The sequence below is a fragment of the Rhizobium sp. BK313 genome, assembly GCF_014193655.1.
In the GTDB taxonomy this organism is placed as follows: domain Bacteria; phylum Pseudomonadota; class Alphaproteobacteria; order Rhizobiales; family Rhizobiaceae; genus Rhizobium.
In genome coordinates, this window is sequence record NZ_JACHZQ010000004.1 from 530,680 (window position 1) to 548,399 (window position 17,720).

The 17,720-nt window shown below is 59.9% G+C and carries 16 protein-coding genes; 7 read left to right on the forward strand and 9 right to left on the reverse strand.

Annotation, left to right across the window (positions count from 1 at the left end):
• Positions 1-19 precede the first annotated feature (19 nt).
• The 7 genes from FHT86_RS22690 to uxuA are packed head-to-tail and all read left to right on the forward strand — an operon-like array spanning position 20 to position 7,882.
• Positions 20-1,144: an ABC transporter permease gene (locus FHT86_RS22690; RefSeq protein WP_409527617.1), complete on the forward strand. Its 1,125-nt coding sequence runs from the start codon at positions 20-22 to the stop codon at positions 1,142-1,144.
• On the forward strand, positions 1,119-2,201 hold the full coding sequence (locus tag FHT86_RS22695) for an ABC transporter ATP-binding protein (RefSeq protein ID WP_133709718.1): 1,083 nt from the start codon (positions 1,119-1,121) through the stop codon (positions 2,199-2,201). Before FHT86_RS22690 ends, FHT86_RS22695 begins: the two co-directional genes overlap by 26 nt.
• Positions 2,201-3,247 carry an ABC transporter ATP-binding protein gene (locus FHT86_RS22700; protein WP_133709719.1) on the forward strand — a complete coding sequence of 349 codons (1,047 nt, stop codon included), beginning with the start codon at positions 2,201-2,203 and terminating at the stop codon, positions 3,245-3,247. Before FHT86_RS22695 ends, FHT86_RS22700 begins: the two co-directional genes overlap by 1 nt.
• 11 nt (positions 3,248-3,258) lie before the next feature.
• A complete protein-coding gene (locus tag FHT86_RS22705) occupies positions 3,259-4,095 on the forward strand; it encodes a 5-deoxy-glucuronate isomerase (protein ID WP_133709720.1) in 837 nt (278 codons plus the stop codon).
• A 5-nt stretch (positions 4,096-4,100) separates the two neighbouring features.
• The gene (locus FHT86_RS22710) at positions 4,101-4,853 is read left to right on the forward strand and encodes an SDR family oxidoreductase (protein WP_133709721.1); all 753 of its coding nucleotides are present in this window, start codon (positions 4,101-4,103) and stop codon (positions 4,851-4,853) included.
• A 12-nt stretch (positions 4,854-4,865) separates the two neighbouring features.
• Positions 4,866-6,659, forward strand: coding sequence for a GH39 family glycosyl hydrolase (locus FHT86_RS22715; protein ID WP_183868873.1), 1,794 nt, complete (start codon positions 4,866-4,868; stop codon positions 6,657-6,659).
• A 35-nt stretch (positions 6,660-6,694) separates the two neighbouring features.
• On the forward strand, positions 6,695-7,882 hold the full coding sequence (gene uxuA / locus FHT86_RS22720; protein WP_133709723.1) for a mannonate dehydratase: 1,188 nt from the start codon (positions 6,695-6,697) through the stop codon (positions 7,880-7,882).
• Between the two features lie 609 nt (positions 7,883-8,491).
• Here uxuA and FHT86_RS22725 read toward each other — a convergent pair.
• From FHT86_RS22725 to FHT86_RS22765, 9 genes are all read right to left on the reverse strand, one after another.
• On the reverse strand, positions 8,492-9,700 hold the full coding sequence (locus FHT86_RS22725) for a CaiB/BaiF CoA transferase family protein (protein WP_133709724.1): 1,209 nt from the start codon (positions 9,698-9,700) through the stop codon (positions 8,492-8,494).
• Positions 9,697-10,851 carry an extracellular solute-binding protein gene (locus tag FHT86_RS22730; RefSeq protein WP_166656910.1) on the reverse strand — a complete coding sequence of 385 codons (1,155 nt, stop codon included), beginning with the start codon at positions 10,849-10,851 and terminating at the stop codon, positions 9,697-9,699. The genes FHT86_RS22725 and FHT86_RS22730 overlap by 4 nt, the downstream gene beginning before the upstream one ends.
• A gap of 118 nt (positions 10,852-10,969) precedes the next feature.
• The gene (locus FHT86_RS22735; RefSeq protein ID WP_133709725.1) at positions 10,970-12,031 is read right to left on the reverse strand and encodes an ABC transporter ATP-binding protein; all 1,062 of its coding nucleotides are present in this window, start codon (positions 12,029-12,031) and stop codon (positions 10,970-10,972) included.
• A gap of 1 nt (position 12,032) precedes the next feature.
• Positions 12,033-13,139 (reverse strand): hypothetical protein, encoded by a 1,107-nt coding sequence (locus FHT86_RS22740; RefSeq protein WP_133709726.1) that lies wholly within the window; start codon positions 13,137-13,139, stop codon positions 12,033-12,035.
• Between the two features lie 2 nt (positions 13,140-13,141).
• A complete protein-coding gene (locus FHT86_RS22745; RefSeq protein WP_133709727.1) occupies positions 13,142-13,918 on the reverse strand; it encodes an SDR family NAD(P)-dependent oxidoreductase in 777 nt (258 codons plus the stop codon).
• Positions 13,919-13,920: 2 nt separating this feature from the next.
• Positions 13,921-14,706 carry an enoyl-CoA hydratase/isomerase family protein gene (locus tag FHT86_RS22750; RefSeq protein WP_133709728.1) on the reverse strand — a complete coding sequence of 262 codons (786 nt, stop codon included), beginning with the start codon at positions 14,704-14,706 and terminating at the stop codon, positions 13,921-13,923.
• Positions 14,707-14,708: 2 nt separating this feature from the next.
• Positions 14,709-15,542 carry a carbohydrate ABC transporter permease gene (locus tag FHT86_RS22755; protein WP_133709729.1) on the reverse strand — a complete coding sequence of 278 codons (834 nt, stop codon included), beginning with the start codon at positions 15,540-15,542 and terminating at the stop codon, positions 14,709-14,711.
• Positions 15,539-16,423: a carbohydrate ABC transporter permease gene (locus FHT86_RS22760; RefSeq protein WP_133709730.1), complete on the reverse strand. Its 885-nt coding sequence runs from the start codon at positions 16,421-16,423 to the stop codon at positions 15,539-15,541. Before FHT86_RS22760 ends, FHT86_RS22755 begins: the two co-directional genes overlap by 4 nt.
• Positions 16,424-16,476: 53 nt before the next feature.
• The gene (locus FHT86_RS22765) at positions 16,477-17,697 is read right to left on the reverse strand and encodes an ABC transporter substrate-binding protein (RefSeq protein ID WP_246779615.1); all 1,221 of its coding nucleotides are present in this window, start codon (positions 17,695-17,697) and stop codon (positions 16,477-16,479) included.
• Between the last annotated feature and the right edge of the window lie 23 nt (positions 17,698-17,720).

Below are 17,720 nucleotides of genomic sequence, written 5' to 3' on the forward strand. Positions count from 1 at the left end.
AAAGCCAGTGGCCGAAACCATTTTCACTCCAGTCGTCTCGACCGCTCTCGCCAAGGGTCCGGGCTCCGCCGGTCCTTGGGTGCTCACATGGCGGCGGTTCAAGATGCACAAGGCGGCGCTTGTCAGCGGCATCATCGTGCTCGCAATCTATCTCGTGGCGCTGTTCGCGGAATTCGTCGCTCCGGTTTCGCCGGTAACCTACGCGGTTTCCTATACCTATGCGCCGCCTCAGATGATCAAGATATGGGGGACCGATAGTGATGGGGAACACCATCTCCTCTATGTCAACGACTACACCGTCAAGGTCGACCCAATCTCCCTGTCGCGCTCTTTCGAGACCGACCCCTCGAAGGTCATTCCGGTGGGCTTTTTTGTCCGCGGCGAATCCTATCGCCTCTGGGGCCTGATCCCCATGTCGATCCACCTGATCGGCCCGGTGGAAAAGGGAAGGCCCTTCTATATTTTTGGCGCCGACCGGCTCGGTCAGGATGTCTTCAGCCGTACTGTCTATGGGGCCCGCGTCTCCATGTCGATCGGCCTTGTCGGCGTCACCATTTCGCTGCTTCTCGGCATAACGCTGGGCGGCATCTCTGGCTATTACGGCGGCTGGATCGACGATATCATCCAGCGCGTCATCGAATTCCTCAAATCCATTCCCACCATTCCGCTGTGGATGGGTCTTGCCGCCGCCATCCCGCCCAACATCGATCCCCTGATGGTCTATCTCTGGATCACGGTAATCCTGTCGCTGCTCGGGTGGACCGATATCGCCCGCGTCATTCGCGGCCGCTTCCTGTCGCTGCGAACAGAGGATTTCGTCATCGCTGCACGGCTCGATGGCTGTCGCCAGCAGCGGATCATCTGGCGGCATATGGTGCCGAGCTTCATGAGCCACATCATTGCCTCCGTCACGCTTGCCATCCCGGGCATGATCCTTGCGGAAACCTCGCTTTCCTTCCTCGGCATCGGCCTCAGGCCGCCGGTCGTCAGTTGGGGGGTCCTCCTGAAGGATGCCCAGAATATCCTCGCGGTATCGAGCGCGCCGTGGCTCTTCCTGCCCGGCCTTGCGGTCGTCATCGCCGTGCTCGCCCTCAATTTCCTCGGAGACGGTTTGCGTGATGCAGTCGACCCTTACTCCCACTGAAGCCCGCCCGAAGGCCGCCGCCACATCCAGCCCGCTGGTCGAGATCGATGGCCTGAAAGTCCGCTTCTTCACCCATGACGGCGTCATCGACGCGCTCGAAGGCGTGTCGCTGACCATCCCCCAAGGCAAGACGCTCTGCATCGTCGGCGAAAGCGGGTCTGGAAAATCGATCACAGGTCGCGCCATCCTCAATCAGGTGCCCCGCCCGGGAAAGGTCGTGGAGGGCAACATTCGCTACCATCGCCGACCCGGCGAAGCGCCTGTTGAGATCACCAAGCTCGATCCGCGAGGCGCACAGATGCGCTCCATCCGCGGCGGCGAGATTGGGCTGATTTCGCAGGAACCGATGGCGGCGCTCTCGCCGGTCCATACCATCGGCAACCAGATGCGCGAGGCGATCCGGCTTCATACCAAGCTCGGCAAGAAGGCCGCCGATGCTCATGCTGTCGAAATGCTCGCGAAGGTGGGCATTCCGCGACCAGCGGAGCGTCTTAACAATTACGCCTTTGAATTTTCCGGCGGCATGCGTCAACGCATCTGCATTGCACTTGCGCTATCCGCCTCGCCCCGACTGCTGATCGCCGATGAGCCAACGACAGCGCTCGATGTGACCACACAGGCCAATATCGTCGATCTGCTACTCGGACTTCAGGAAGAACTGGGGATCTCCATCGTCTTCATCACGCATGATCTTGGTGTGGTGGCGGAGATCGCGGACGAAATTGCCGTGATGTATCTCGGCAAAATCGTCGAGCAGGGCGACAGCCTCTCGATCTTCCGGAATGCCAAACACCCCTATACACGAGCGCTTTTGCGCTCCATCCCAACATTCACGCGCGAACGGGGCGGCCGGCTGCAGACCATCAGGGGAATGGTGCCGTCGCCATTCGAACGTCCTGCCGGCTGCATGTTCCATCCACGTTGCGACGCGTTCATGCCCGGCGTTTGCGATCGTCTGGTTCCGTGGCCGGTCCATCCTGAGCCCGGCCGTGTCGTGCGCTGTCACCTGCATGCCGATCGTGGCGACATCGATCGTGCTCTTGGAGAGCTTTCCTGATGCTTCAGCCCACCAATGAGACAAGAGAGCGGCTGCTCGAGATCGATAATCTGAAGGTGCATTTTCCCATTCGCGCCGGGCTCTTCAATCGTGTCGTCGGCCATGTCAAGGCCGTCGATGGCGTGAGCTTTCATATCAATGCCGGGGAGACGCTCGGTCTGGTCGGTGAAAGCGGTTGCGGCAAATCGACGACTACGCGTGCGCTGCTGCGGGTCAATCCGCCGACGGAAGGCACCATCAACTACCGGCAGGCCGATGGCGCGGTGGTCGATCTTGCCAAGGCGAACCAGGAACAGATGATCCCGATCTATCGCGACATGCGCGCGGTGTTCCAGGATCCGCAGGCTTCCTTAAACCCGCGTATGCGGGTGATCGATATCATCGGCGAAGTGCTCAAGGTCAACCACCTCGTCTCCGCTGCAGATCTTGAATCGCGAGTGGCGGAGCTCCTGCAGAAAGTCGGCCTGCGGCCCGAGGCCATGGGGCGCTTTCCGCATGCCTTTTCCGGAGGTGAGCGCCAGCGCATCAGCATCGCCCGCGCTTTGGCTCCCAATCCGCGTTTCGTCATTGCTGATGAGGCTGTCTCGGCGCTCGATGTCAGCGTGCGTGCGCAGATCATCAACCTGCTTCAGGATCTCCAGAGCGAATTGGGACTGACCTACCTTTTTGTATCCCACGATCTAAGCGTGGTGCGGCATATCTGCGACCGCGTCGCCGTGATGTATGTCGGCCGCATTGTCGAGATGGCGCCGGTCGATAGCCTCTTCGAACGCCCGCGCCACCCCTATACCGAGGCGCTGCTGTCGGCCGTGCCTGTCGCCAACCCGGCGGTCAAAGGCCGTTCTCGCCGCATTCGCCTGCCCGGCGACGTGGCAGATCCCGCCAATGTGCCGTCCGGCTGCCCTTTCCATCCACGCTGCCGTTTTGCGACCGACCGCTGCAAAACGGAGCTGCCGCAATTGCAGCCCACTGCAAGCCCCGGTCACCAAACCGCCTGCCACTATGCCGACAGTCTGGAACTGCGCGGCGCCTTTGACCTCCAATAAGATCAAGACCCATGGCCAAACTCATCCGCAGCTACGACAACGCGAATATGCCCATCGTGAGCGAGGGGAACGATACCCTCGATCTCGTCTACTTCAATCTGCTGACGCTCGCTCCCGGCGAGCGTCATGACTACCGCCTGCCAGATCATGAATCGCTGGCGGTAGTGATGGACGGCAATGTCGACATCATCGTCGACGGCATCGCCTTCGACGATGTCGGCAAACGCAAGGACATATGGTCCGGCAATGCCGAATCCGTCTACGCACCGGTCGGAGCGGCCGTCACCATCACTGCACGCGCAAAATCGCAGATCGCGATCGCCGGCGGGCTGACCGAAGAGCCCCTGACGCCTTTCCGTATTACACCGGAAGAGGTGGACATGGTGGATGTCGGCTCTGCGGAAACCCACACCCATCGTCAGATCTTCCACATCCTCGGCCAGCGCCAGGCGGGACGCGTCGGACGGCTGCTGGTCAGCGAACTCTATGCCGATCCCGGCTGCTGGTCCGGCTATCCGCCGCACAAACACGATACCGAGAACGGCAATCTAGAGACCGACCATGAGGAGCTCTACCACTACCGCTTCTGGCCGGAAAAAGGCTTCGGCGCGCAAGGCATCTACAATGCCGGCGAGACTCCGCAGAACCTGGTGACGCAGAACGGCGATACTTTTCTTCTTGATAAGGGATACCACCCGACATCAACCTCGCCGGGCCATCGCGGCTATATATTCACCATTCTCGTCGGTCGTCACCGGCGCGGCCTCATCCAAAGTTTCGATCCACGCCACGACTATCTGCTGGATGCCTTTCCCGGCATCCAGGCGATGCGTGACAAGTTCCGGTGAAGCCCATGCATTCCCTTTTCGATCTCAGCGGCAGACACGCTCTTTTGACCGGCGCCAGCCGCGGTCTCGGCCTCGCAATGGCTAGGGGGCTGGCAAGCGCCGGAGCACACGTGACGATCAACGGCCGTGACGAAGCCTCGCTTGCAAAGGCTGTCGAGGGTCTGCGCGCTGAAGGCTATCGGGCCGACGGTGTGGTCTGCGACATCACCAGAGCGGTCGACGTCGGGGCCAAGCTCAGTGCGATTGCACCCATCGATATCCTCGTCAACAATGCCGGCATCCAGATCAGGGCGCCCTTTGTCGAACACAGTGTCGAGACCTGGCAGCTGATGTTCGAGACCCATGTGATGGGGGCGGTGCTGCCCTCTCGCATTGTCATCCCCGGCATGATCAGTCGAGGCGGTGGCAAGATCATCAACATCTGCTCGCTGATGAGCGAACTCGGCCGCAAGACTATCGTTCCCTACACAACGATGAAGGGGGCGCTGAAGATGCTGACACGCGGCTTGGCGACGGAACTCGGCCAGCACAATATTCAAGTCAACGGCATCGGTCCCGGCTATTTCGCCACGGAAATGAACAGCGCCCTGCTCAACGATCCGCAATTCGATGCCTTTGTGAAAAACCGCACGCCGGCCGCCCGCTGGGCGCAACCGGACGAACTCGCCGGCGCAGCCATCTTTCTCGCCTCCCAGGCTTCCAACTTTGTCAACGGCCAGGTGCTCTATGTCGATGGCGGCATTCTGGCCTCGCTTTGAGGATACTACCCGATGACAAGCATCACGATCGATCCCAGCCGTTCCGCCGGACGTTTCAATCACTTCTGGCGCGCAAGCGGGTTCTCCCCAGGCCAATTGCTGCTGGAGCCGGAGATGCGCGCGACGCTCGCCCTAGTTGGCGCCACCCCTGGACACGGGGTGGAGTTTTTGCGCCCTCATTATATGCTCGAATTGGTGCGTGCCACTCGCACCGGCCACAGCCTTTCCTATGATTGGTCGCTGCTGGATCGCGCCGTCGACACCATGGTTGAATTCGGCTTTCGACCCTTCTTCGAACTGATGGGCAACCCTTCCGGCGTCTTCGCCGGTTTCACCGAGCGCAACGACATCCTCGTCTGGCGCGATTTCGTCGCCGAACTGGTCCGCCGTTTCTTCGAACGCTATGGCGCCGAAGAGGTGAGCAAATGGTATTTCGAAACCTGGAATGAGCCCGATCTCGCTTGGTGGAAACACGGCGAAGACGGGTTTACCAACTACTACGACGCCTGCGTTGCCGGCATCGATGCCGTTGATCCGACGCTTCGCATCGGTGGTCCGGGCACTGCAAGAACGCTTTCGAACATGTTCAAGGCATTCGTAGCCCATTGCGACAGCGGCACGAGCTGCCTGACCAATGACGGTCCGCCGCGTGTCGACTTCATCTCGATCCATGAGAAGGGCGTGCGCATGCATCTGGAAGACCTGACGCCTGACACGGTCGGGATCTGCCGACGCGAGATGTTGGCGGTCGACTACATCCGCCAACACCATCCGCGTTTGCGCAACGTGCCGATCATCAACAATGAATGCGATCCGCAGGTTGGCTGGCACGATACTCACAGTTGGAACGCAACCTCCTACACACCGGCGTTGATGGCCAAAATCATCGACCAGCATCAACGCCTGATGATTGATGAGGAAAAGGTACCTTACGACCTTCTCGCCAATGACAATGGTTTTCTCGGCACGTGGGGCCACCGCACTCAGCTCACCTATTTCGGGCCGAAATCCTACACCAAGGCGCAGTCCGAGTGGATCACCGATCTATCCGGCCTGGACGCCGCGCAGAATGTGCCGCTTGCCTTCGTCAAAAAGCCGTCACTGGCGATCATGGAATTGTTGGGTCTGCTCGGTCAGGAACGGCTTGCCGTCAACGCTGATCCGATCCTGGCGCCCGACGATAACGGGCTTGGCGTCATTGCCACGCGCCATGACGATGGCCGACTGGCCGTGCTGATCTACAACAGCGTCGACGCCATCCGCCGCTCGGGAGAAACACCGATAAAGCTGAGCCTCGGAAAGGCTGACGGTCAATATGACTACACGGTCTACCAGCTTGCCGGCGATGCCGCCTTTGCGGTCTGGGAACGCCTCGGTGCACCGGCGAGTCCCACGGACGAACAACTGGCGCAGATGCGCGCAGCAGCGGAGCCGGTGGCTATCCAGTCGGGAGTATTGGAAAGCGATTTGCAGCTCGACCTTTCCATCCCGCTGCCTTCGGCAAATCTCGTACTGATTGAAAAACGCCAACAGAAGGCATCAGACGCTCCCGTCATTCTCTCCAGTGAACGATACACCACGCCTGCAGGTGGCACGGAAATGCTGTTGCGCTGGTCGTCACCGGCATCGGCGACAGCCTTCACAGTTTCTCTTTCCGAGCGACGAGAAGGTCCGTTCCAGCCGCACTATCAAACATTGCTTGCGAAGGCAGCCATCGTTCCCGTGGACACGAAGATCAAATTTGCTACGGTCACGGCGCTGACATTATCGGGCCAGGCCAGCGAGCCGGCTCTTGTCGAACTCTGAGAACGACTATCCCACTAATAAAGGAGTTTGAGACCATGCTGGAAAGTTGGCGTTGGTTCGGACCAGAAGACCCGGTTACCCTTTCTCATGCCCGCCAAGCGGGCGCGCTCGGCGTCGTCACGGCGCTTCATCATATCTATGACGGACGAGCCTGGACGCCGGACGATGTCGCCGAACGCATGGCGATCGTTAAGAAGGCGGGCATGGTCTGGTCCGTTTGCGAATCAATCCCCGTTACGTCGGCAGTCAAGCTGCGAAACGCGAGTTGGCGGCGTTATGTCGATGCTTGGAAGATCAGCCTTGCCAATCTCGGCAAGGGCGGCGTCCCCGTCGTCTGCTACAATTTCATGCCCGTTGTCGACTGGACGCGCACCGAACTGCGCTACCTGACCGAAGCCGGCGGCCTTGCTCTGCGTTTCGACATGATCGATTTCATCGCATATGATGTGTTCGTGCTGAAACGGCACGCAGCCGAGACAAACTATCCGGCCGCAGCCGTCGAGGCCGCGCAAAAGCGTCTCGCCACCATGAGCGATGAGCAGATTGCGTCGCTGGAAAGGAACATCATCGCCGGTCTTCCGGGCGGAGAAGGCATCCATACGCGCGAAACGATCCGCAGCGAGATCGCCGCTTTCAGCGACATCTCCAGCGACGACATGCGCGGCAATCTGACGGAATTCCTGAAGGAAATCGTGCCGGTTGCGGCCGAAAACAACGTGCGGCTGGCGATCCATCCTGACGATCCGCCGTTTTCACTTTTCGGCCTGCCGCGTGTCGTCTCGACGCCCTCCGATATCGAAGCGATTCTTCGCGCAGTTGACGAGGAAGCCAACGGCATCACGCTTTGCGCTGGTTCCTACGGCTCCCGCCCCGACAATGATGTCGTCGAGATGGCCAAACGCTTTGCCGCTCGCATCCATTTCACCCATCTTCGCAATGTCAGCAAGGAACCAGACGGTTCGTTCATCGAGTCAGAGCACCTGGCGGGCGACGTCAACATGGTGTCGCTGATCAGTGTGCTACGAGCCGAAGAGCGTCGGCGTCTGGCCGCCGGCAGGGCCGACAGCGTCATTCCGATGCGGCCAGATCATGGGCATCTTCTGATCGACGACCAGCAAAAAAAGGTCAATCCCGGTTACTCCTGCATCGGCCGACTAAAAGGATTGGCCGAACTGCGCGGCGTGATCGCTGCCGTCGACCAATTGACTGGCAACACCCTTTGAGGTGGAGAAGAAGGGGACATCATCGATCCATTGCCGCGCGAACGAGGGCGTATCCCCAACCTCTTTTGCGCGGCACAGACGATCCTCGCTCTCCCAGGGAAAAATAAAGACGGTGGCGCTTGAGGCCCAGGGCCGGGCGAGATGCCGGCGTGTTCGCTCAACATCAAGAAGACGTAATCTTCTTCTAATAAAGCCTTAGGGGCGCTGATGTCTCTCGCAGCGCTGCGGTGGAGGCAGCCGACCATGTCTATACACACGGCAGCCGCTCTCGACGTCGGGAACAGGTTCCCGACCGAAATGCAATCCATTTCATTTTGGGATATCTCCACAATCGCCGTCATCCTTCTGGCGTTCGTGCTCATTCGAATATTCATCAACTTTGCACAACAGCTGCATCGCAAATGGAGTCGATTCGAGCTTCGCTAGCCAACGTCCTGCGGGTCGACAAGAATATTGGCGCGGTGGAGGACTCACCCGTCAACGCTCATGGCGCTGCTTTTGAACCTTTGGGGATCGGCGCCAACACTTCGCATGATTCCGTATTCGACGTGACCGGAAACCTTGCAATAAGAATGACTTGAGTGAAGAATTTAACGCCGATGCTGAAGATCATCCCGCCGTCTTCACGGCGATAACACCTTGATGCAGATAGCCATCGATTTCTTCGTCGCTGTAGTCGAATTCCCGCAGTATCTCCCTGGTATGTTCTCCGATAAGAGGTGGCGGCCGATCAACCGAGGCCGGCGTTTCTGATAGTTTTGTCGCCGGCGCAACCACCTTTACCGTTCCGCCTACCGGATGGTCATAGCTCGTGATCATATTCATGTGCCTGACCTGCGGATCGTCCGCTGCCTGCAGATGGGTCTTGACCTCGCCGCACCAGATATCAACCGCCAGCAGCGCTTCGAGCAGATCGTGCGTCGTCCATTTGCGCGTAAGCGCAGATAATTTTTCCCAGATTTCATCGCGCTGATCGAACAGGCTCTTCGGATTGTCGTAGACGAGGAGACTTTCATCACCCAGCACGGAGACGAGTTTCTTGTAGGGGCTCATAGCGATCGTGACCCAACCGTCCGACGTGGGATAGACGCCGAAAGGCGCGTCCATGCCCGGATGCCCTATGCCTGAATTGGGGCGTTTGAAATCCTCGTTGAAATTCATCGCCGTCAGCATTTCCTGTCCTTGATGAGCCAGCATACCCGACAGAAGATCGACCTTCACCTCCTGGCCTCTGCCTGAGCGCTCGCGCCAGTATAAGGCTGTCAAAATGCCGTACACCATATTCATCGCTCCGATTTGATCGGAAAAGCCGGAGCCGACGGGCACCGGAGGACCATCCCCTCTTCCCGTAGCTGCCGCAATTCCAGTCAGTCCCTGGATGAGCATGTCCTGCCCCGGCCGGCTGAGATAAGGCCCGCTGTCGCCGTAGCCGGAACCGGAGCAATAGATGATCCTCGGATTGATGCGCTTGAAATCCTCATAGCCGAAACCGAGCTTGGCCAGCACGCCAGGGCGGAAATTCTGCACGACGACGTCGGCCTTCTCAGCAATTTTATAGAGGATACCCTTGGCGTCCTGTGCCTTGAGATCGAGTGCCAGCGAACGCTTGTTGCGGTTCCAGGCGAGGAAATTAGGACTCTCGCTGCCGCCGACCCACTTGTTGTTGAAGGTAAGCGTGCGGAAGAGGTCCCCCTGGCCGGGTCGTTCGACCTTGATGACGTTCGCACCCATGTCAGCAAGAAGCTGCGTGCAGAACGGCCCTTGCAGGAGGTGGCTGAAATCGAGAATGGTCACGTCGGAGAGTGCTTTTTCGGTCATGGTAGCTGTCCTTGAATGAAGATGAAATCGCGCTGCGCCCCGTCGAGGGCGCACTGCCAGAGAGTGCGAAGACGCTTCAGCGTATCGGTCGCGGGGTCGTCGTTCAGGAGCGCGTCGCGGATCGTTGCAGACGCCCTGTTCTGAAAGGCGATATACCCATCGAAACGCGGCCTGACCCATGCGCTCATGGCGGTTTCAAAGGTGGCGGCGTAGAATTCGCCACTTGCGATGTTGACGGACGGATCGCGCCAGGCGCTGAGCGCCGACGGTTGTCCAGCATGGGCGGGGATGAAGCCAGTCTGCGTCTCCTCCAGCATCAGCCATCGCAGATGGTCCAGCAGTGCAAGGCTTGGCTCCGTTCGCCGCACTAGGGCGATACCCGTTCCGCCGAGGACGCTTCCCCGGCGTCCGCCGGGCGCAATGCGAGGCGCTTCAGAAAACCCGACGACGCCACGTGAGGATGGCGCCGCATAGTTCACGTAGCCGAACACCAGCGGTACGAAAGCAATGCCGGATCGGTTCGCGATCGTCTCGAGCTGCGCGATCGGATTGAGCGTCTCGCTTCCCCTTGGAGCGTTTGCCGTCAGGGCCCGCATCATGTCGAGCGCGGCAAGAGCCACGACATCGCTTACCAGTTCAACGGAACCCGGCTCCTCGCCGAGCGCGAGGCAGATCGAATAGAAGGTGAGGAGCGCATGTGGGCCCGCCAAAGAAAGCGCCGTCGGGATTCTATGAGAGAGCCGCAATACCTCGTCCCAGGTATCGGGAGCTGAGGCCACAAGATCTGGATCCCGGGCCGCGACCTGCATGGCCACGTCCAGCGGAAAAGCATAGTGACGTCCGTCCCATCGGTAGCTGCGGAGTGCAGCTCCGATCGATTGCCTGCCCCATTGTTCGATTTCCTCGGGGGAAAAAATCTCTTCGAGAGGCCGGATGCAATCCTCCTTTGCGATTTCGCCGACATGCGGATGATCAATCACCAGCAGGTCATAGCGAGCCGCAAGATCCGCAACGGGATGGCTTTCGAAACCCTCCAGCGGCTGGCGCGACCAATCCAGCAATTCGGGAACCCGTCGCGCGGCGGCTTCCAGAGCGCGATAGCCCCGCGGATGATCCCATGTCAGCCCCTTGAAACGCCTGCTCTCCATCATCGGCCTCGCCACAATGCAGGAGCCAAAGTATCGGTCTCGCCGAAGGTCCCATCGAAATTACAGATAGCGCGCGACATGGGCAGGACCGGGGACGGCGAGGTGGCAAAGCGGTAGTTCGTCACGGCCGCCGCTCCATGATGCTATTGTGATGCTGTGCATCGAAGGCGTGCAGCTTGCCGCGGTCGAGACCGATGGAAATTGGCTCGCCGATCTGCCGCCCATTGCGCGGCCCGACTTTCACATTGATGAGATCGGTGCCGGCCGTGACGCCCAGCAGCACTGAATCGCCAAGCAGTTCGGAGGAGAATACCGTGCCCGTGATGTCCGCCGCACCCGGTTCGCTGAGCTTGATATCTTCCGGGCGAACGCCAAGGATGATCGGTCCATCCGGCAGGCCTGAGACCGGAACCGATCCGGCAGCATGTACGAACTTGCCATTGGCGATGGTCCCATTGATGAGGTTCATTGGCGGCGAACCGATGAAGCTGGCGACGAAGGCGTTGCCTGGCTTTTCGTATATTTCCGCCGGCGATCCGGACTGCTGGATACGGCCGTCGCGCATGATGACGATCCGATCGGCCAGCGTCATTGCCTCCGTCTGGTCGTGCGTGACATAGATGGTCGTAATGGCGAGATCCCTCTGAAGATGCTTCAGTTGCGCGCGCATCAGATTGCGAAGCTTCGCATCGAGGTTGGAAAGCGGTTCGTCCATGAGAAACAGCCGGGGCGTACGCACGATTGCCCGCGCCAATGCCACGCGCTGGCGTTGACCACCGGAGAGCTCTCCCGGTTTGCGCTCGAGAAGATTCGAAAGTTCCACGCGCGCGGCGGCCGCCTTTATCCGCTCGAGCCGCTCCTGGCGGGCCATGCCACGCACCTTCAAAGGATATCCGATGTTGTCGGCCACCGTCATGTGGGGGTAGAGACCATAGTTCTGAAAGACCATCGCCAGGTCACGATCCCGCGCGGGCTTGTCGTTGACGCGCTCGCCATCGATGCGGATATCGCCGCTTGTCGGATCCTCGAGGCCGGCGATCATCCGCATGGTCGTTGTCTTTCCGCAGCCCGACGGACCGAGCAGAACCAGGAATTCGCGGTCCTCGATGTCGAGCGAAAGGTCGTGAAGTGCGGTGAAGGCGCCGAAGCTCTTCGTGATACGGTCGAGCGATACGGTCGCCATTTCAGTTTTCTCCGAACAGGAATGCGGCGTCGAAAGGAAGAGAGATGGCCGCGCCGGCCTTCGGCGCGACGATGATGAAATCGCCGTCGATGGAAATGCTGGCGACGTCGGTCAGCCAATTCGGGACAGGGATCGCTCCGATCACGTGGTTGATCGCGATGCTGCCTTCGGGATCGAGCCGTATCGCGGTCGGCACGCCAACTTGCGTGAGAGGATTGGGTTCGATGGAAGCCCTGTGCCCCGCGATGGAATAGATGCAGCCGTCCTCGACACCGAGGACGGCCCTGTGACGGCCGCTCCAGGGCGCATAGGAACGCCCGCCATTCGAGAACCACAGAACGGTGGCAGGCAACAGACGAGGATCCTTCAGCATGAGGGCAAGATCGCCCTCCTGCGGCCGCAGCACCGCCGACCATCCGAGCTTCGATTCCCCAGCTTCAACGAGCATCGCCAGGTCTTCATGATCCGTGCCGACAGGATAGCGCGTCAGGTCCGCGGTCCCGCCGTCCGCCAAGGGCAGTTGACGAAGGTCGACCGCCTGTGCCGGGTACTGGAAAATCGTGCGCCCTTTCCGCGGATCCGGCTCCAGAGGATCGGGCGGCGTCTCCGCCCAGCGCTTGGGCGAAAAGAACATGCGTCCGCCGGACGGCAAGCTCAGCATCGCGTGGTTCGCGACCGGAATCGCGCCCGCACCGCCTTCGAAAATGTGTCGTTGATAAAGAAACGGATGCCCGTCGCGAACGCTCAGTTCCTTGATGAGGCGCGCGCCCATAATCCGTCGGGTCAACTCAAAGCGCGCGCAAATCCCTCCTTCAACCGCATGGGAGCCGATCGGCGTCCATGGCGCATTGGCGGACCAGCCATGGGCCGGCGCCGGTTCCACGTCGGAGGCGGCAAAGGGCGCGCAGAAGAAATCGCCGGAGAGACTTGCCAGATGCGGTGCATCCTCGGTACCGGCTACCGGGCGCGCATCGTCGGCCCAGGGCGCGCGGTGGAACGGTGCCGTGCGACGTCCGTCACGTTCGATCTCCAAGTACGCCAGATGCCCGACGTCCAGATCGATGCCGACGCGGATACCTTTCGCTTCGAGCCCGTAGGTCGCGACCATCCCTATTCTCCCCGCACGACGAGACCGCCGTCGACGCGGAGGATCTCGCCGGTGATGAACGAGGCGCGCGCGCTCGCCAGGAACACGACCGCCTCGGCCACTTCCGATGCCTCACCGAAACGGCCGATCGGATGCGCCCTGTTCCAGGTGTCGATCAGCGCCTGCGGATCATCGACGGTGTCGAAGATGCGTTGATTGAGCGGCGTCATGATCGTGCCCGGGGCAACAGCGTTCACTCTTATGCCGAAGGGGGCGAGATCGATCGCCGCTTGCTGCGTAAGGGCGTTGATCCCCCCCTTTGCAGAGGCGTAGGCAGCCCAGCCCTTGAAACCGGTCAGCGATTGCACGGAGGACATGTTCACGACGGCGCCTCCGCCCCGCTTGATCATTTCCGGAACCGCAACCTTCATGCCGCGCCAGACGCTTGTCAGGTTGGTGTTGATGACGGTGTTCCAGTCGCTTTCGTCGATCTGGTCGACCCGGCCGCCGAGCGCGCGGGCAGCGTTGTTGACGAGAATATCGATACCGCCGTAAAGGGCGACCGTTTCCGCCGCCAGCCGTTCCATGTCTGCCATCACGGAAACGTCGGTTCGCTTGAAGACCGCCGAGCCGCCGGCCGAGGATATCTCCTCCGCTGCCCTGGCGCCGGCATCCAGATCGACATCGGCGATGACGACGGACGCCCCGCCGCTACAGAAGAGCTCTGCGCAGGCCCTGCCGATGCCCATGGCAGCGCCCGTGACGATGACGACCTTGTTTTCAAATTCACGCGCAAACATCTTCACCTCCCCTTGAATTCCGGCTGACGTTTGTCGAGGAAGGCTGCAATGCCCTCCTGACCGTCCTGCGTCGAATAGAGACGAAGCAGAACTTCCTGCTCGAAGGATTGCGCAACCGGTAGCGGTGCGTCGAAGCCTTGGCGTATCAGACGTTTCATTTCGGCCTGAGCAAGAGGCGCGACCTTCAACATTGCCTGTGCCCGGACGATCGCCGTCTCCATCAGTGCCTCGTCAGAAGGCAGTTCGATCGAGAGGCCTATTTGGTAGGCGCGCTCCCCGGTTATGCGACGCGCCGCAAGCATGATGTCGGAAGCCATCGCCCGGCCGACTGCCCTCGTCAGACGCTGCGTGCCGCCGCCGCCCGGCGAAAGGCCGAGCAGGCCCTCGGGCAATCCGAAACGCGACGATTGCGCACCGATGATCAGATCGCAGCAGAGCGCAAGCTCGAAACCGCCACCCAGCGCATAGCCGCGCACCGCAGCAATCGTCGGCTGGCGCAGAGCCTCGAGCTTGTCGAAGACGCGTCGGCTTTCGAATTGATACGCGGCGAAGGCCTCTGCCCTGTTGCCACGATATTCGCCGATATCAGCGCCAGCTACAAAGGCACGATCGCCGGCGCCCGTGAGGATGACAACCCGTACGGCACTGTCGCGCGCAATCGAATCCAGCTGCTCTTCCAGCGCCTGGATCATCGGCGTCGACAGGGCATTCAGCTTTTCCGGCCGGTTGAACGTCAGGCAAACGATGCCGGGTTCGATAACGTCTCTCAGAAGAAGATTGTTGGTCATGATCAGCCTTTCACCGCGCCGGCCGTGAGCCCGGCGACGAACTGCCGTTGCAGGAGGAAGAAAACGAGGACGACGGGCAGTGATATCAGTACCGAGCTTGCCATCAGTTCGCCGTAGCGAATGCCGTACTGGCCGATATAGTCGTTGACGCCGACTGGCAGGGTGCGCATCTCTTTGGTCGAAGTGAAAGACAGTGCGAAGAGGAATTCCTGCCAAGTCACGATCAGCACGAAGACCGCCGTCGCAACGATGCCTGGACGGCAAAGCGGCAGGATGATCTCGAAGAAGGTTCTAAGCGGCCCCGCCCCGTCGATTGCGGCAGCTTCTTCGAGTGTGAGCGGAAGATTGGCCATGAAGCCCCGCATCATCCAGATCGCAACCGGCAGCGTGACGGTGACATAGGCGAGGATCAGCGATGTGTAGGTGTTGAGCAAATTTGCGGCCTTCATCATCTTGTAGATCGGAATGATGATCGCGCTCGCAGGAAACATCTGGGAGACGATGACGAGCGTCATCGCAATCGAAATCAATCTGAATTGGGCGCGCGTGAAGGCGTAGGCCGCAAACAGGGCAAGCGCGACTGTGATGATCAGTGTCGCGGCCGACACAATGATGGAATTCACGAAATAGATGCGGAATTCCGGCCGGAACGCCGTCACGTAATTCTCGAATGTCGGATGCTCCGGCCAAAGCCGCGCCGGGATGGCGAAGGGCTCTGCGGCCGGCTTGAGCGAAACCGACACCATCCAGAAGAACGGCATCAGGATGATCGCTGCCAGCACGAGATTGAGGCAGAACAACAGGATACGCCGGTTCTTCGGTTGTCGCACGCTCATGCCGGCTTCCTCCCCTGGCCGCGGGCCTGCACGATGAAATAGAGCGTAATCATCAGGGCGAGAACGATGATCGAGAACACGCCGTAGACCGCGGCGTCGCCAAAACGGAACTGGCCGAAGCCGAGCTCGTAGATCTTTGTCGGGAAGATATGCGTCGCGTTCTGCGGCCCGCCGCGAGTGAGTACCCAGATCATGTCGAAATAATTGAAGGTCAGGATCGTCGTCAGGATGAGGTTAATGGTGATGACATCCTTCATTCCCGGCAGCACGACATCGACCAGACGACGGACGCTGCCGGCGCCATCGATCGTTGCAGCTTCGATCTGCTCCTGGTCGACGGTCTGCAGAGCGGCGAGATAGACGATGCAGGAGAATGGAAAACCTTTCCACACCGCCGCAACGATGGAAGAGGCCATGGCGATCGAGGGCTGCGCGAGCCATGCGATGCCATGATCGATGATGCCGAGGCTTATCAATGCCGAGTTGATAAGGCCGAGCTGCGGGTCATACATGAAGCGCCAGAGTATCGCCGCAACGACGCCCGGCAGCACCCAGGGCAGCAGCACAAGGGAACGCATGACTCCCTGGCCTGGAAGGTTCTGATTGAGCAGGAGCGCTGCCGCAAAGCCGATGACGTTCTGCAAGATGACAACGCCCATCGTCCAGACGAAAGAATTCCAGACGACGGAACTGAAATTCACATCCGCCAATATCCTGCCGTAGGCCTCGAAGCCGATAAATTTCGGGGCCGGGTTGATGAAGGACGTGGAATAGAAACTCTCGATGACGGTGCCAACCATCGGATAATACATCAGCACGGCGATCAGCAGCACAACTGGCGCTATGAAGACCAGATTAAGCCGGCGTTCGTGACGAAACATATCTTATGTCCACTGGAGGAGGGTTGGCCGGGCGCGAAGGCCCGGCCGCCATGTCAGTTCAAGGCATCGATTGCCGCACAGGCCTTTTGCGCAGCCGCCTTGGGATCACCGCCGGAATAAACATCCTGAGCAAGGCTCACCTGAATATCCGAGACCTCAAGGTAGCGTGCCGAGAGTGGGCGCGGCGCCGCATTCTCCAGATGCGCCATGATCCTGTCCGCGCCCTTCCGGTTTGCCTCAAGGAAGCTCTTGGCCGCTTTGACGTTGGCGGGGATAAGATCGACGACCGCGCCGTTCACATCTTCTCGCGTCAAGAACTGCACGAATTTCCAGGCAGCTTCCTTGTGCTGGGACGATTCATAGATGGCGAGGTTCCAGCCGCCATAGGTGCCTATCGGCTTCTTGCCGTCAGGAGCGTGACCGACCACGAAATCCCAGTCGAGCTTCGACTTCTGCAAGGTTGGCTGTTCAAGAGCCGGCCAGAATTCGACAGCGAGCGACCCGTTTAGGAAGAGTTCGCGCATATCGCCGGACGAGGCGTTCAGGATGCCTTGCGGCGCATAAGGCACAAGCGACTGGAGATAGGCCAGCGCTTCGACAGATTGCGGACTGGTGAGTGCGCATTTTCCGTTGTCGTCGAGCACTTTGCCGCCGTTCGAGAAAATGAAGCTGTCCATGACGACGACCGTATCTTCGCCTTTGTGACCAAACAGGCCGATGCCATATCGTCCCTTGCTGGTATCCGTCAGCTTTTGCGCCGCCGCCTTCAATCCCTCGAAAGTCACCATGGACGCAGGGTCAACACCCGCCTCCTTCAACAGCGCATTGTTGGTGAAGGAGAAGGACCAGACGTCCACGTTGAACGGAATACCCCAGAGCTTACCGTCGTAGTTGGCAGACTCCCACGCTCCTTTGAAGAATTTGTCGGGCGTGACACCGGCCTCGCCGGCCTCCTTGTCGAGCGGCATGATGGCGCCGGCCTTGGCGAAGGCTGCAATCCAGATCTGATCGAGCGTCGAGACATCGGGCGCATTGCCGCCCTGGACGGCCGTTAGCAGGCGCTGCTGATATTCAGGATAAGGAACGGTGGTGACCTCCACCTTGATATTGGGATTTTCCGCCTCGAACCGTTTGACCGCCTCCTGCTGATATTGGCTAAGACCGGACTCGGTCTGCTGATTGTCCCAGAACTTGAGCGTGATGGTGTCTTGAGCCATCACCGGAAAAGCAGCGCCGGCAAAGGCGGCTGCGGTCAGCATAGTAATCAGTTTCATCCTAGTTTCCTCCCGTTGGATGA